At 61.7% G+C, this 14,556-nt stretch carries 11 protein-coding genes and 1 tRNA gene; 7 read left to right on the top strand and 5 right to left on the bottom strand.

Going from position 1 to position 14,556, the window contains the following annotated elements; all coding sequences use genetic code 11:
• Positions 1-46: 46 nt before the first annotated feature.
• Both rnc and AC4DF4_RS02520 read right to left on the bottom strand, forming a co-directional pair.
• Complete coding sequence (gene rnc / locus AC4DF4_RS02525) at positions 47-730, bottom strand: ribonuclease III (RefSeq protein WP_490046540.1); 684 nt, start codon at positions 728-730, stop codon at positions 47-49.
• A gap of 64 nt (positions 731-794) precedes the next feature.
• Positions 795-870 (bottom strand) — tRNA-His (locus AC4DF4_RS02520).
• 136 nt (positions 871-1,006) lie between these two features.
• On the opposite strand from AC4DF4_RS02520, the gene AC4DF4_RS02515 reads away from it, so the two are divergent.
• From AC4DF4_RS02515 to AC4DF4_RS02500, 4 genes are all read left to right on the top strand, one after another.
• Complete coding sequence (locus AC4DF4_RS02515; protein WP_490046539.1) at positions 1,007-2,659, top strand: sodium:solute symporter; 1,653 nt, start codon at positions 1,007-1,009, stop codon at positions 2,657-2,659.
• A 349-nt stretch (positions 2,660-3,008) separates the two neighbouring features.
• On the top strand, positions 3,009-4,442 hold the full coding sequence (gene dnaA, locus AC4DF4_RS02510) for a chromosomal replication initiator protein DnaA (RefSeq protein ID WP_490046538.1): 1,434 nt from the start codon (positions 3,009-3,011) through the stop codon (positions 4,440-4,442).
• 90 nt (positions 4,443-4,532) lie between these two features.
• Positions 4,533-5,630, top strand: coding sequence for a DNA polymerase III subunit beta (gene dnaN, locus AC4DF4_RS02505; protein ID WP_490046537.1), 1,098 nt, complete (start codon positions 4,533-4,535; stop codon positions 5,628-5,630).
• Between the two features lie 54 nt (positions 5,631-5,684).
• A complete protein-coding gene (locus tag AC4DF4_RS02500; protein ID WP_490046536.1) occupies positions 5,685-6,803 on the top strand; it encodes a HupE/UreJ family protein in 1,119 nt (372 codons plus the stop codon).
• 88 nt (positions 6,804-6,891) lie between these two features.
• Here the strand turns inward: AC4DF4_RS02500 and AC4DF4_RS02495 are convergent, their stop codons facing one another.
• On the bottom strand, positions 6,892-8,967 hold the full coding sequence (locus tag AC4DF4_RS02495) for a hypothetical protein (protein ID WP_490046535.1): 2,076 nt from the start codon (positions 8,965-8,967) through the stop codon (positions 6,892-6,894).
• Positions 8,968-9,078: 111 nt separating this feature from the next.
• On the opposite strand from AC4DF4_RS02495, the gene AC4DF4_RS02490 reads away from it, so the two are divergent.
• On the top strand, positions 9,079-9,942 hold the full coding sequence (locus AC4DF4_RS02490; RefSeq protein WP_490046534.1) for a hypothetical protein: 864 nt from the start codon (positions 9,079-9,081) through the stop codon (positions 9,940-9,942).
• Between the two features lie 6 nt (positions 9,943-9,948).
• On the opposite strand, the gene AC4DF4_RS02485 is transcribed toward AC4DF4_RS02490, so the two are convergent.
• Positions 9,949-11,112 carry an SHD1 domain-containing protein gene (locus tag AC4DF4_RS02485; RefSeq protein WP_490046533.1) on the bottom strand — a complete coding sequence of 388 codons (1,164 nt, stop codon included), beginning with the start codon at positions 11,110-11,112 and terminating at the stop codon, positions 9,949-9,951.
• Positions 11,113-11,249: 137 nt separating this feature from the next.
• On the opposite strand from AC4DF4_RS02485, the gene cyoE reads away from it, so the two are divergent.
• Positions 11,250-12,164, top strand: coding sequence for a heme o synthase (gene cyoE / locus AC4DF4_RS02480; protein ID WP_490046532.1), 915 nt, complete (start codon positions 11,250-11,252; stop codon positions 12,162-12,164).
• Between the two features lie 7 nt (positions 12,165-12,171).
• Positions 12,172-12,888: a uracil-DNA glycosylase family protein gene (locus tag AC4DF4_RS02475; RefSeq protein WP_490046531.1), complete on the top strand. Its 717-nt coding sequence runs from the start codon at positions 12,172-12,174 to the stop codon at positions 12,886-12,888.
• A 6-nt stretch (positions 12,889-12,894) separates the two neighbouring features.
• Here AC4DF4_RS02475 and AC4DF4_RS02470 read toward each other — a convergent pair whose 3' ends face one another.
• Positions 12,895-13,737, bottom strand: coding sequence for a transglutaminase family protein (locus AC4DF4_RS02470; RefSeq protein WP_490046530.1), 843 nt, complete (start codon positions 13,735-13,737; stop codon positions 12,895-12,897).
• Between the last annotated feature and the right edge of the window lie 819 nt (positions 13,738-14,556).

Below are 14,556 nucleotides of genomic sequence, written 5' to 3'. Positions count from 1 at the left end.
TTGCAGAAGGTGTCCCGGTTGTCCCAGCCGGGAGCCGCGCCATCTCCTATTTCTCCCACAGTCGCGCGCGCAAGGCTTCCGCGGCGGCACGGGCTTCCGCTTCCTTTTTGCTCTTGCCCTTGCCCGTCGCGAGGATCTTTTCCTGCCAGGAAACCTCGGATTGGAAAACCCGCCGATGGTCGGGGCCGCTCTCGCTGATCACCCGGTACATGGGTGCCTGCGGATGGATGGCCTGCAAAAATTCCTGGAGCTCGCCCTTCGGATTGCGCTCTTCCGGACTGGTGACCATGTTGCCGATTTCCGCCTCGAACAAACGCAGGATCAGGTCCCGCGCCGGACTCAGACCGGTGTCCAGATAGACCGCGCCGATCAGCGACTCGAACGCGTCCGCCAGCGTGGACAAGCGTCGCCGCCCGCCCGTGGCCTCCTCGCCCTTGCCGAGCAAGACGTAGTCGCCGAGATGGATCGCCATCGCGAAGCGGGCCAGCGCCCTGCGGGAAACCACCCGCGAGCGCAGCTTGGTCAGCCGGCCCTCCGTGAAATCCGGAAACATTTTGAAAAGCTCTTCCGTGATGACCAACTGCAAGACGGCGTCGCCGAGGAATTCCATCCGCTGGTTGTCGAAGTGCGGTTTGTGCGACTCGTACGCCAGGCTAGGATGGGTCAGCGCCTCCGCCAATAACAGCGAATTGCGAAATTTATAATGAATCCGGCTCTCCAGCGGCTGCATCGGTCGTTTTCCTACGTTTCCTCCCCTCCCGTCCGAACCTCACTTGAAATTCCGATGGGAAAGATGGGGTGATCGACGGGACTCGAACCCGCGACAACCGGAATCACAATCCGGGGCTCTACCAACTGAGCTACGACCACCATTTCAGGCGGGGCGGAAGGGGTAATCCATGACTTCCGGTTTGGGAAGGGAAAAATCACCCGGCGGCGGCCCGGCAACATTTCGGACGGAAACTTGGGGCTTGGATCGGCGGACCGCCCCCCTAGCATGCGCCGCATGTCGGCTTTGTGGTTGGATCTGCTCATCGTTGGAATTTATTTCGCCATCATCCTCGGCATCGGCTGGCATTTCAGCCGCCGGAGCGGAAACGTCTCGGATTTCGCGCTCGGCGGCCGGTCGATCCCGTGGTGGGCGGTGCTGGCGTCGATCTTGGCCTCCGAGATCAGCGCGGGGACGTTTTTCGGCACGCCGGGCGAGGGATTCCGGCTGCGGAACTACACTTACGCGCAGCTGATGGTCGGCTATTTGTTGGCGAGGCTGGTGGTGAGCGCGGTGTTCATCCCGGCGTTTTACAAACACAATGTGGTAAGCATTTACGAATTTCTGGAAATCCGCTTCGGCCCCCGCACCCGCAGCGTGGCGAGCGTGATTTTCCTGGTGACGCGCTCGCTGGCCAGCGGCTCCCGGCTGTGGGTGCCGACGCTGCTGATGATCGTCATTTGGAACCAGCTCAACCCGGAACGGCCGCTCGGCACCTGGGAGCAATTCTGGGCCACCGGCGGCGCGCTGGTTCTCATCACCATTCTCACGGCGGCCTACACGGCGGTGGGCGGAATCAAGGCGGTGATCTGGACGGATGTGTTGCAAATCGCGGTGCTCTTCGGCGCGCTCGGGTTCTCGGTCTGGTATCTGCTGGGCCACATCCCCGGCGGCTGGGAGGGCGCGAAAAGCCATCTCACCGGCCCGCACGATTTGAAACTCTGGGAATGGCAAGGCGATGTCCCGGCGACACCTGAGTTCGAGGCGGAATACGGCTCCAGCTGGGGTGCCATCAAGAGCGTGCTGGAAAGCGAGTTCACCGTCTGGGCCGCGCTCTTCGGCTCGCTGTTCGTCACGCTGGCCACCCACGGCACCGACCAGGACATGGTGCAACGCATGCTCACCGCGAAAAACAAACGCCAGAGCGCGGTGGCCACGATCCTCTCCGGGCTGGCCGACATCCCGGTGACTTACGCCGTCCTAACGATCGGCATCCTGCTCTCCGTTTACTACGGCCACGTGGTCAACGACCCGGCGCTGCCGATGGCCGCGGGCAAGCCGGACAACACGCGGATTTTCCCGTATTTCGTCGTCGATGTGATGCCCGGCGGCCTGCGCGGCCTGGTCGTCGCCGGGGTCCTGGCAACCACGATGGGCTCGCTCGGCACGGCGATGAATTCGCTGGCCACCAGTTACTCGCGCGACTTCCATTTCCGCTGGTTCAAGACGCCGGATGACGACTGCGCGCGGGTTCGCATCATCAAGCTCAGCACCGTCGGCTTCGCGCTCGTGCTCATCTTGGTGGGACTGGCGACCGCCTTCGTCAAGGCGCACAACCCCGGCCTCAGCATCATCGGGATCATCCTAGGAAGCTTCGGCTACACCTACGGCTCGCTGCTCGGGATTTTCATGGTCGCGCTGTTCACGAAATCGCGCGGCAGCGAGACCGGCAACCTGATCGCGATGGCTGCGGGGATCATCGTCGTCGCCTTTCTCAGCAATCTCCCGAACGACGTCTGGAAGATGGTCTCCGGTGGTGCGCTCTATAAAAATTTCGCATGGATGCCGGTGATTGAATTCCCCTGGCGCATCATGGCGGGGACCTTTGCGACCGTCGCCGTGGCCCTCTGTTTCAAGAGCCGCAAGGCTCCCGCCGGCGCGTTTCTTTGATTTTGGCGGCCTTGAAATCCGCTGACTCGCCAGGCGACGAACGGTGACGAAATCGTAATTGAGCCGGAGCGCCGCGAGTGCCTTGATTTCAAGCGGATGCGTCGATCTGCCAGAAATGCCGAGCTTGATGCTTCGGAAATCCTAAGCAAAGCCGGGGTCAAGTTTTTAAAAAAATGATCTGTGGAACCCTTGTGGAATACGGCCCGTCGCGGACATTGGTTAGATGGTCGCAAAAAACTTTTCCCGGAATGATTTAAGCTGCTCATCTTTTGCACCTCGCCACGCGGCGCCACCCTGGACCGCGCATCCCGAGAGCCCCCTGCTAATTTTTTAAAAGACTCGTGAAATAATGGAACCTGAGGAAGCGGCAATCGAGGAAGTAGTGACGAGTTTGGAAGAAGTTTCTGCGGAGAACGGAGGATGGAATGAAGTCTGCGACGCCTTGCGGGTGATGGTTAGCCACGACGCCTTCCAGCGCTGGTTCCGCGCCGCACGTTGGTTGGGCGTGGAGGACGACGTCGCCTCGATCGCCGTGCCCGGTGAGATCCATCAGGTGTGGATCGAGACGAACTACCTGCCCGAGCTCACGATGGCGGTCACCGGAATCTTCGACGATGTGCGGGAAGTCCGGGTCGTCGTCGGCGAGGATCTCGCCAGTCCTAACGATTTGGAAACCGGCCATCCGAAGCATTCGCCAACACCCGCCCGCCCGACCAAGGCCGCCGCGCTCGAAGGCGAGGCGCTCGACAAGCGCATCAAGGCGGCGGGCCTCAATCCGGCCCACACCTTCGCCAGCTTCGTCGTCGGCGCGAACAGCCAGTTCGCCCACGCCGCCTGCGAGGCGGTCGCGAAGAAGTCCGGCGTCGGCTACAACCCGCTCTTCATCTACGGCGGCCCCGGCCTCGGGAAAACCCACCTGATGCAGGCGATCGGCCAGGAGCTGCTCCGCCGCCAGCCCGGCTCGCGGGTGATCTATCTGACCTGCGAGAAATTCACCAACGAGTTCATCGACGCCATCCGCCGCGGCGACATCGAGAAATTCCGCCGCCGCTACCGCAGCTCGGATGTTTTGCTCATCGACGACGTCCAGTTCCTCGCCGGCAAGGAGCGCTCGCAGGAGGAGTTTTTCCACACTTTCAACACCCTGCTCGACGGCCGCAACCAGGTCGTCCTCACCAGCGACCGCCCGGCCTGCGAGATCAAAAGCCTCGAGCCGCGCCTCGTTTCCCGCTTCGAGTGCGGCCTCACCGTCGAGATGCAGCCGCCGCAAATGGAAACCCGGATGGCCATTCTCAAGAAGAAATCCATCGACTGGAAAGTCCGCGTGGACGAGTCGGTCCTGCGATTCCTCGCCGAGAAAATCCGCACCAACGTCCGCCGCCTCGAAGGCGCGCTGATGCGCGTCGCCACCTACGCCTCGCTCGCCGGCGAAAGCGTGACCGTGGAGAAAGTCGAGCACCTGCTGCGCGACCTCATCCGCGAGGAGGCCAGCCGCCAGGTCAGCATCGACGCCATCCAAAAGGCCGTCGCTGAGCATTTCGACGTCCGCCTGGCCGACATGACCAGCCGCCGCCGACCCGCCAGCATCGCGTTTCCCCGCCAAGTGGCCATGTATTTGAGCCGCTCGCTTACCAAGGGTTCGCTGATGGAAATCGGCGAGGCCTTCGGCGGGCGCGACCACGGGACCGTCATCCACGCCTGCAAAAAGGTCGCCGGGCTGGTCGATGGCGAGCCGGGGTTGAAGGAAAGTATCGCCCGCATCGAGTCCCAACTCCGCCGTTGAAGCTCAGACTTTCGGGAATATTCACAGAAGTCTTGCCAAGGGGCGGCGAAAACAGAAACTGCGGGGCAACCACTCCCCAGTTTTTAATTTATGAAGTTCCGCATCTCCAAGGAAGCCTTTCTCGACGGCCTGCAAAAAGTCCAACACGTGGTCAGCTCGCGCACTACTTTGCCGATTCTTTCCAATGTCCTGCTGGTGGCCAAAGGCGGCCGCATCCAGTTCACCACGACTGACCTCGACGTCGGAATCACCGGCTCGGTGGAAGCCCAGATCGAGAAAGAAGGAGCCACCACTCTGCCAGCCAAGCGCCTCGTGAGCATCATCCGCGAGCTTCCCTCCAGCGAGGTGGAAGTCTCCGTCGATGCGAAAAACCACGCGTCCATCCGCAGCGGCCCGTCGTTCTTCAAAATCATCGGCCTCGGCGAAGCGGAGTTCCCGCCACTGCCTGATTTCGAGGGAGCCAAGGTCTTCAAAATCCCGCAAGCCACCCTCCGCGACGGCCTCAAGAAAACCTCCTACGCCATCTCCACCGACGAGACCCGCTACGTCCTCAACGGTATTTTCGCCTCGTTCCGCGACGGGAAAATGACCCTCGTCGCCACCGACGGACGCCGCCTCGCGATGGTCGATGCCGACCTCGAATTCCCCGCTTCCCACGAGACCGACGTCATCATTCCGACCAAGGCCGTGCAGGAACTCCAGCGCCTGCTCGGCGATGCCGGCGAGGTCATCGTCAAGCTCAGCGACAGCCAGATTTCCTTCGCTATCGGTGACAGCCTGCTCGCCAGCAAGCTCATCGAGGGCAACTATCCGAACTACCGCCAGGTCATCCCCGGCGACAGCAACGAGCGCGTCGTCATCGGCCGCGAGGCGCTGCTCGAAACCGTCCGCCGCGTTTCGCTGCTCTCCTCGGACAAGTCGAACTCGGTGAAGCTCGTCTTCAGCGAGAACCACATCGAAGTCACCGCCAACTCGCCGGACGTCGGTGAGGCTCAGGAATCGATGGACGTGATCTATCAAGGTCCGCCGATGCAGATCGCCTTCAACCCCGAGTTCCTCCAAGCCCCGCTGCGCGCCTTGGACACCAACGACGTTTACCTCGACCTCATCGACGAGATGAGCCCCGGCGTCCTGCGCATTGAAGGTTCCTTCCTCTACGTGCTCATGCCGATGCGCGTGACGAACTGAAAATCGGGAGAGAATTGATTTTCAAAAGCGCCCGTCAGCAATGACTGGCGCTTTTTGTTTTCCCTGCGAGAAAAAGGCGTGAGAGGAAAATGGCAATGCCCGGCACTTTGGTTCGCGCTGGCTATTTGCGCGTGCGGCCACGTCGTCACCCAGATTTCCGCCGACTGGAAGGGTGGCCGACCGTGGGAAATGGAGGTGTTGTTCGACGCCGGCTACGCCATCCCCGAGTCGCGGGGTGACGCCCGGGCTCCGGCTCCACAGCGCGCCTGGCTGTTGGAAATCGGCGAGGCCGGGTGGGCTCCCTTGCGGCTGGAGGCGGAGCGGTATTTGCGCGAATGCCTGGAAGTCAGATCCGGCGGGAAGGCAGTGGAATGGCGGGTGGAATTCATCGACTTCGCCAGGAGCCCGCCGGATTTCGTCGAGCTGCTCAACGACGGCGCTTATTTCCGGATGAGAATCACGGGGCGGGAACCCTTGAAGAACGGCGCGGAAATCGCATGGCGGGACGGCGCGCGACCGACGTTTGTTTTGAAACTGCCAGGAAAGCACGGCGGCTATCTCACACTCGCTCCGGGGCAATCCCAGCCCTTGCCGGTGGAGAAAATCACCGTAGCCGGACGCGCGCCGTGGGCCGAGTCGTTGCGCCAGGGATTCCTGCACGTCTTGCCGTTAGGGATGGATCACGTGTTGTTCGTGATGGGATTGTTTTTCTATCGCCGGGCGTGGCGGCCGCTGCTTTCGCAATCGCTGGCTTTCACGCTGGCGCACACCGTGACGCTGGGACTCGCCGCCGCCGGATTGGTGCAGGTGCCGGGGAACTGGGTCGAGCCCATCATCGCGCTGAGCGTGATAGTGGTGGCGCTCGAAAACCTCCGGCCCGCCGGAAAATCCACGGGCGCGACACGCCTTGGCATCGTGTTCGGATTCGGCCTCATCCACGGCCTCGGCTTCGCAGGAGCGCTCTCCGTCTGGATCAAGCCCGGCCCCGATTTCCTGCCGGCCCTGCTCTGCGCGAACCTCGGAGTGGAAGCCGCGCAAACCACGCTGTTAGCCGCGGCCTGGTGCCTGACCGCAGGCTGGCACGGAACACCGGCCTACCGCCGGGCGCGCCTCGTCAGTTGCCTCGCCATCGCCGGAACCGGCGGGTTCTGGCTGTTGCAACGCATCGGCTGAGGCGTTGCAACGGTCGTGAAAATGGAAAAACCGCGGTTCATGAACTGAACCGCGGATCATGGAATTCCAGCAAGCGCGCCAAGCCGGTCTATTCGGCGTCCTTGTTCTTTTTACCGCGCTCCTTCTCTTTGGAAGTCTCGGGTTGGGGAGCCCGCTCCACTTGAGGCTGTTTGGGAGCGACACGTTCGGGTCTCGCCTGTTGGGGTTCACGTTGCGGACGTTGGATTTGCTGCCGCTCGACCGGAGCCGGTTCCATCCGGCGGGATGGTTGTTGCGGACGCTGGGTCTGTTGCCGCTCGACCGGGGCCGGCTCTACCCGGCGGGATGGCTGCTGGACTTGAGGTGCCTGTTTTTTCTCGATGCGTTCCCTCGGCTCCGGCGTCGGCCGGCCTTGTTCGACCCTTTTCGGAGCCGTCGGTTCAACCTTCCTCGGAGCCTTCGGTTCGGCCTCGCGCGCCGGGCCGGGCTCCACCTCGCGTGCTGTGGGCTTCGACTTCGGCTCACGCACTTCCGCCGGACTGGATTCCTCTTTGCGGCCTCTTCCGGAATCCGTCTTCCGACTTGGCTCTGGAGTCACCTCGCGCTCGGGCTCGGGTTTCATTTTCGTCGAGGGTTCAGGCTCTCTACGGCGTTCCGGGCGAGACTCCTCCTTACGCTTGGACGATGGATCTTCCTCCTTGGATTTGGAGGACTCATCGCCCTTGCGGTGAGTCGTGCGGTCTTTCTCGCGAGCAGGCTCGATGGGGGTTTCGCCCTCGGGACGCTTCATCGGTTCCGTTTTTTCCCGGTCTTTGCCCTTTTGCCTGGCTTGCTCCGAGGCGCGGGGTGCCAGCCTTTCCGGAGGCGCTTCGCCCTTGCCCGGACGATCGGATTGTCTCGCGACGACCGGCGAGCGACTGACCTTCACGCGGGCCGCAGGGGCGGTTGATCCTTCCGCCGCGACTTGCACCTCGCGGGTTTCGAGCTGCTGGCGTTCCCGGGCGAATTTACCAATTTCCTGGCGTTGGGAAATGAAGCGCTCGCGGCCCTTCTTGTCCACGGCTTGGAATCGTTGCCGCCCGCCATCACCACTGCTCACCAGGCGATCCAGCGGTTGCGCCACGGCGAAGTTTTCCACACGGCGCTCCGCTTCGGGAATGGAGTTCAATGCCGCCCAGGTGCGTGGCGGGCGGGCGTCTTTGTGGTCGCGGCGATATTCGAAATATTCGCGGCGCTGCCGGTCCCAGTTGCGGTCATTCCGGTTTTCCCACCGATAGTGGCTGTAGATCGGATCACAACCGCGGCGACCGGAGCCGTAGGAATACGAAGCGTAGTAGCCGTGGTCACGGTAGTTTGAACCGTAATAATCGCCGAAATAATAGTGTCCGTAGTTCGGTCTCAGGAACAGATGGTTCAAAAAGACGGAAAGGCTGATCACCGTGGTCGGCGTGTAATAGTAACCCGGTCGCGAATAAACATTCCGGCCGAAATGAACCGGCGCGAACAACACGCCGCGCCGCGCCACCGTATAGTCCCAATAGCCATCGACATAAACATAACCGCGGGGCGTCCAACGGTAATAGCTTGGAACCCAAATCCAGTTTTCCCGGACAGGCGCCCAGTAACCGGCCCGCCAGGCGTAACGGTCGTCTTGCCACGCCCAGCTGCCCGGCAGCCAGCTCACGTCGCGCGAGGGGGCCTCGATATTCGGCCCGGTTTCCACGCTGCGCGGAGGTTTCGGCAGGTAGGTGACCTCGGCGACTTCCGCATCTTCCCAGTAGCCGGACGTCCACTGATAGCGGCCATCCACCTCCGCCCAATAGCCCGGCACCCATTGCCTGCCCGGCGGCAAATTCCGCCAGATCCCGCTGATCCATAGAAAGTCGTTGCTATCCTCGTCCCACGCCCAATAGCCCGGAATCCAAGTGACATTCTCACCTTCCACGCGCTGGTCCGGCGGGATTTCCTCGATGACGGCCGGCGGCTGCACATTCACCAGAATCCCCGGCTCCGGATCGTAGGAGACCGTGGCGGCGAACGCCTCGTGGACCGGTCCGCGCGTCAGCACCTCGACGCCCGAGGCATCCACGTTTTGCGCGGTGGCGAGGCCCGCCCCCAGCATCGACCCGCCGAGTAGAACCGCGGTGAATGCTCCTATGATCCCGTGTGTATTTAAATTCTTCATGATTTCGTGTTTCTTTCCGCTCCGAGAGACGTCGTCGGGATGGAATTGATTCGAACAATCATCCCCCCCACTCATCATCGAGTCACTTGCAACCTTCAAGCTTCCGCTGGAATGACGACATTGCAAATCAAAGCTTCTCTATCGTTCGCGGGCTATGTCTATGAGAGCCCGGGCTACCGCTTCACCTGCGACGCCCGCGTCACCGACGATGCGTTGAGGAATTTCTCCGTGATGTTCGAGGCGACCCGCAAGTATGCGCAGAGCATTCCGCTTTCGCTCGGTGGCGGCAGGGAGAGGAACGGCAAGTTGGACATTCTGCTGTTCCGCGGCATGGATCAATACATCCAGGCCGGCGGCCCGCCTGCCAGCGCGGGCTGCTATGCCCAAGGCGTGGTGTTAGTCCCGATGTCGAGCCTCGGGCTCAAGGAGGGCGGCACCGGCTTCAGCCTCGACACCGCCCGGCCGAACAACGTGCTCGTTCACGAACTCGCCCACCAACTCACACCGGACGCCTACATGGTGGCCGGCGCGCGCGGCTGGCTCAGCGAGGGGCTGGCGGAATACATCGCGATCACTCCTTATAGCTGGGGATACTTCCGTCCGGACATCCACGGGAACGTGGTGAAAACCTACGTCACCTCCCGCGGCGGCGACGGTCCCGGAAGCCGGTCGTTAGGAACGGACATCGCGGCTCCCAGGTTGAAGGATTTCATGCTGATGCCCTACGCCCGTTACTCCGGTCAGGACGCGAACTTCAACTACGGCCTTGGCCTGCTGCTGACCCATTATTTCTTCCACCTGGAAGACGGCGGGAAGGCATTGCGGATCACGCGGTTTCTCAAGGAGCTTCAAGCGGGTCGGCAGGGCGAAGCGTCCCTCGCGCCGCTGCTCGGTGGAGGCGATTTCGAAAAACTGGAAGGCGAAATCTCCGCCGCGTGGGCGCGCATGGGCGTGCGGATCCGCTTCGGGGGGTGATCCCGCCTATTCCTTCGCGAATTTGAAATCCACGCCCTTGCGGCCCCAGGCCTTCACGATGTCCTCTTCGAGTTTTTCAAAGCTGCGGCCGCCCAATAACAGATCGATGGCCTTCCCGCTGTCCGCGCCGTCGTGCAGCGCCTTGAGGAAGCCCTTGATCCGCTTTCCGTCGCCCTCGCCGTCCAGGTGGAAAAAGTAAGTGGCGATGAGCAGGCCGCAGCCGTAGTTGAGCTGGGGCTGTGAGAGGAACTGACTGTAGTCCTGGAACATGAAAGTCTTCAAAGCGGGCAGCCCGATCTTGGTGCCGAGCCCGCGGCCTCCCATGTCCTTGGAGCCAAAACCGGTCGCATAGTCGAAGATGTCCTTCTGGTTTCCGCGGACGCTGAACGCCCCGGACCGGTAGGGAGTCACGGCGACGTATTCGGCGAGTCCCTCCGTAAACCAACCCATCGCGCCTTTTCCGAAATAGGCCTCGGGCGTCAGCTGATGGACGAGCTCGTGGGGCAGGGTCTTGCTGCTTTTATCCCGGTCCAACATATAACCACTGCCCACCGGCCTCACCCCGAGGCTGGTCAGCGGCACCATCACCACGCCTCTCCCGCCGATGAAAACGCCGGCGCTGCCAGGCAGGCCGCCGGCTTTTACGTAATCATCGAACGCTTCGAACAGGAGGATCTGGTGTTTGTCATCCACGGTCTTTCCGCCGTTGATCGCCAGAGGCAGCGAGCGGCAATAAAGGTGGGTGGCCTCAAACATGACCGCGAAACCCTTGACGACGGATTTCGAAAGCCTCACGTCGCAGACGTAGCGGTAATTGGCGCTCTCGTAGATGAAGCGCTTTTTCTCCGGATTTTCCTCCACCGTGTTGACCTCGGGATCTTCACCGAACTTGATCCGCTCGGGCCATGGCAGGTCGAAATTCAGGCTCGGGCCGGCCTTCCCGGCACCGGGCAGGGCGCGGGATTCCTCGACGTATTTGCAGTCGGCCAGCGAGAGTTTCGCGAGCGGGTAGGGGACTTCGCGGCCATCCTTGAGTTTGAGAATGACGGTCTTGTCCTCGACTCGCAGCAGGGCCGCCTCGATCTTGCGGTTCTGGATGTCGGTCCATGACCGGACCTCCGCCGCATGGGCAAGGCTTAAGAATAGAAGTGAAAAGGAGAGGGTTCGCATGCGGCAGGCGGGTTTGAAAACGCAAAGCTACCCGGAATTCGCCAAGAGTCGAGCGGCGACTTGCACGCGGGAAAGCGCGGCACGGACAAGTCACTGCTTGGAAATCACGGGAAGGCGGTCATGGTTCCGCCGCGCCTATGGAAGAATCCGCAACGAACGAAAAAGCAGCCACCGACGAGCCAACCCCGCCGCCGGGGTTGCGGCAGGATTTGATGGTCCTGATGAAGGTGCGGCTGAATTTCTTCGTGCTCGTCACCACGTTTTTCGGATTCCTGTTATATTCCCGCGGGGTGGAAATGAACTGGATGAAGCTGCTCCACACGATCCTCGGGACGGCGGCGGCGGCGTTCGGCTCGGCGGCTTTCAACCAGCTGATGGAAGTGGACTTGGACGCGCGGATGAAGCGCACGGCGGACCGCCCGCTGCCGTCCCGGCGGATGGACCCGCTGGTGGCGTTCGGCATCGGCTGGGTGTTGTCGGCGGTCGGGATCATTCACCTGGCCGTGCAGGTCGGGCATCTCGCGGCGTATCTCACGGCGGCGACGATCGCGATTTACGTTTTCATTTACACGCCTCTGAAGCGCGTGAATTCGACTAACACGCTGGTCGGCGCGATTCCCGGAGCGGTTCCGCCGGTGATCGGCTGGGTGGGCGCGGGAGGCGGCATCGGCTGGGAGGCGTGGTTCTTGTTCGGGCTGCTGTTTCTCTGGCAGCTCCCGCATTTCATCGCGATCAACTGGCTGTGCCGCGCGGAATACGAATCCGCGGATTACAAGATGTGGTCCAACGGCGATCTGACAGGACGGAAGAGCGGGCTGCTCTCCGCGATGTTCTCGCTGGTGCTCGCGGTGTTTTCGCTGCTGCCGGCCTTGCTGGGTTTCGCCAACTGGCTGTGGACGATCATCGGGCCGCTGCTGGCCCTGGTGATGATGGCGCTGGCGCTGAAATTCTCGCGCGACGGCGAGCGGACCTCGGCGCGGCGCTTGTTCCTGTTCACGCTGTTGTATTTGCCGGTCGCCCTTCTCGTGCTGGTGTTCGCGTGGAAAGGTTAGGATCGCCATGAACGAGCTGATCGCATCCACCGAACGTCTGGCAGCCGGGCTGCGGGATCTTGAATTCTCACCGCCAGTCGCATGCGTTTACCGGACCTTGGACTACACCTGGCAGGCGCACCGGCAGTATTTGGAGCGCTTCGGCATGGGCGGGAAGCGCGTCGTGTTTCTCGGCATGAACCCCGGCCCGTTCGGGATGGCGCAGACCGGCGTGCCGTTCGGCGAGGTGGCCGCGGTGCGGGATTGGATGGGGATCCAAGCGCCGGTCGGCAAGCCCGAGCCGGAACATCCGAAGCGCTTGATCGAGGGATTTGAATGCAAACGCTCCGAGGTGAGCGGCCGGCGCTTGTGGGGGCTTTTTGCGGAGCGGTATGAAAACGCCGGGGACTTTTTCAAAGATCACTTCGTGCTCAATTACTGCCCGCTGGTCTGGATGAGTGCCAGCGGCGCGAACCTAACGCCTGACAAGCTTCCCGCCGCGGAGATGGCTCCCGTGGAGCAGGCCTGCCAGCAACATCTTCAGGAAGTGATCTCACTGCTCAAGCCTTCCTTCCTGATCGGCGTCGGCGGGTTTGCGGAAGAACGCTTGCGGCGCGCGGCCGAGGCTTGCGGCAGTCCCGCGCGGATCGGCCGCATCCTGCACCCGTCCCCCGCGTCGCCGGCGGCCAACCGGGGTTGGGCGGAGGCGGCGGGCCGCCAACTGGCAGACCTCGGAGTCTGGTGAGAAAAATCACTCTAGAGTCGCCCGGAGTTTTTGAATCAACAGCGCGTCGTCGTTACGGTCGGCTTGTTCCAAGGCGTGGCTGAGATTGTTGAGCAAGCGCAGCAGGATCGTTCCCGGATCAGAGGTCTGGCGCAGGAGATTCCGCTGAGACCGGTTGAGCTCGGGGCTTTCGAGCAGTTCGGATTGGAGATGGACTTCGCCACGGTCGAAGCAATCGATGACGAGAGGAAAGCCGTCTTCGAAGATCCGGCACATGAAGTGCCCGGGGAAATTGACCCCTTCGATTTCGAGATTGAGCCGGCGTCCCACGAGCATGAAAATCAAACAGAGTCCGAGAGGGTTCGAGCGGCCTTCCGCGACGCACCAGGCGAGGTCCGAGTTTCTGGGATCGTGGTAATCCGTCTGGTTGCCGGTCAGGCGGGTTCCTTGGAAAAGAAACCCGCGGAGTTCGTTAGCCGTGGTCACGCCGTCGTCGGCCGCTTCCTCCGCCAGAAGGTCGAGCGCGTCGGATAGAGGCTGGCGCAGCGAAATCCCGTCATGCAGGAAATCCGACAAGGAGCGGAGCAGTGCCTCGAAGGACTCCCAGTCTTCCTGCAAGGCGGCGGCCCCGCCGGTGGGAGCGATCCATTCGCGTGCGAGCGTCTCACGGCGGGGCGGGCTGAGCATTTCCGCCAGCAGGGATTTCTCCCGCCTGCTCAGCGGGCGCGGCTGGGTGGCGAGCCACTCGCTGAGGTCTCCGCCACAGAGGGCGAAGCGTTCCGCCACGCGCTCGCGGACTACCGGAGTTTCGTCATCAAGAAGCCGGAGAAGGGCATCGAGCTCGTCGGGTGCGGGCGGCGCTGCATCCATCGCAGGGATCAAAGTGGATCAGGAAACCGGTTGGAAAATGGTGCCCGATACTGGGTTCGAACCAGCGAAAGGAACTGAATGTCTGTAAATCAATGATTTGCAGCAGTTTGTGTGGATTCAAAACAGCATGAACTTGCCAAGCCGGCATAACTAGGGGATAGCCTGGGGGGCAGGTAAGGAAGAAAAACCATGGCTTCACTGAGAAAACGAAAAGGCTCAAACGTTTGGCAAGCACAATACTACGTTCCGGACGCAAACACCGGAGGACTTCGGCAGGTCCGGAAATTGACGGGTCACACGAATAAGAAGCTGGCCAAGGCCGCCTCCATCGAACTTGAGCGCACCGCGCTGGGTACTATCGAAGTCGGGAGCGATGCGTCCCGACAGCAGGGTGCCTACACTAGGGAAAGCGGAGACTGAATTGGATAGAAACGAACCGCAGATGAACGCAGATGGACGTTAATTGGGAAGAATGGATGAGCCAATACGGCAGTTTGATCTCGGAATGAGCAAAAATGCTCTCTTTGCTCGGGAATTCTCAGGATTCTTCTCTTCCATCTGCGTGAATCTGCGTTCATCTGCGGTTTAATTCTCCCTAATGTAAGCGCCCTGCCGAGTGGTTTTTTTAAATCTTTGATAGTCACGGCGACCGGTGATCGCCGCTACGAGCCGAGGAGAGCGTGATTTCCAACAGCTTTTTGGCAACCTCATCCGCGTGCAATCGGTCGCACCACGCTCTCGAAATCCCCGCGGCCTCCCGCCGGCCGTTCCGCCACGCCGCAAGCTCGTCCTGCAAGGCGCTTGCATGGCCCTTGCAGT

The sequence above is a fragment of the Luteolibacter sp. genome (genome assembly GCF_058122085.1).
The sequence above is the reverse complement of the archived record's forward strand: the minus strand, read 5'-3'. Positions and strand labels throughout refer to the sequence as shown.

What these genes read in the sequence shown, in the direction of transcription:
- rnc (WP_490046540.1), bottom strand. Translation starts at nt 730, where the DNA reads ATGCAGCCGCTGGAGAGCCGGATTCATTATAAATTTCGCAATTCGCTG.
- AC4DF4_RS02515 (WP_490046539.1), top strand. Translation starts at nt 1,007, where the DNA reads ATGTCGGCTTTGTGGTTGGATCTGCTCATCGTTGGAATTTATTTCGCC.
- dnaA (WP_490046538.1), top strand. Translation starts at nt 3,009, where the DNA reads ATGGAACCTGAGGAAGCGGCAATCGAGGAAGTAGTGACGAGTTTGGAA.
- dnaN (WP_490046537.1), top strand. Translation starts at nt 4,533, where the DNA reads ATGAAGTTCCGCATCTCCAAGGAAGCCTTTCTCGACGGCCTGCAAAAA.
- AC4DF4_RS02495 (WP_490046535.1), bottom strand. Translation starts at nt 8,967, where the DNA reads ATGAAGAATTTAAATACACACGGGATCATAGGAGCATTCACCGCGGTT.
- AC4DF4_RS02490 (WP_490046534.1), top strand. Translation starts at nt 9,079, where the DNA reads ATGACGACATTGCAAATCAAAGCTTCTCTATCGTTCGCGGGCTATGTC.
- AC4DF4_RS02485 (WP_490046533.1), bottom strand. Translation starts at nt 11,112, where the DNA reads ATGCGAACCCTCTCCTTTTCACTTCTATTCTTAAGCCTTGCCCATGCG.
- cyoE (WP_490046532.1), top strand. Translation starts at nt 11,250, where the DNA reads ATGGAAGAATCCGCAACGAACGAAAAAGCAGCCACCGACGAGCCAACC.
- AC4DF4_RS02475 (WP_490046531.1), top strand. Translation starts at nt 12,172, where the DNA reads ATGAACGAGCTGATCGCATCCACCGAACGTCTGGCAGCCGGGCTGCGG.
- AC4DF4_RS02470 (WP_490046530.1), bottom strand. Translation starts at nt 13,737, where the DNA reads ATGGATGCAGCGCCGCCCGCACCCGACGAGCTCGATGCCCTTCTCCGG.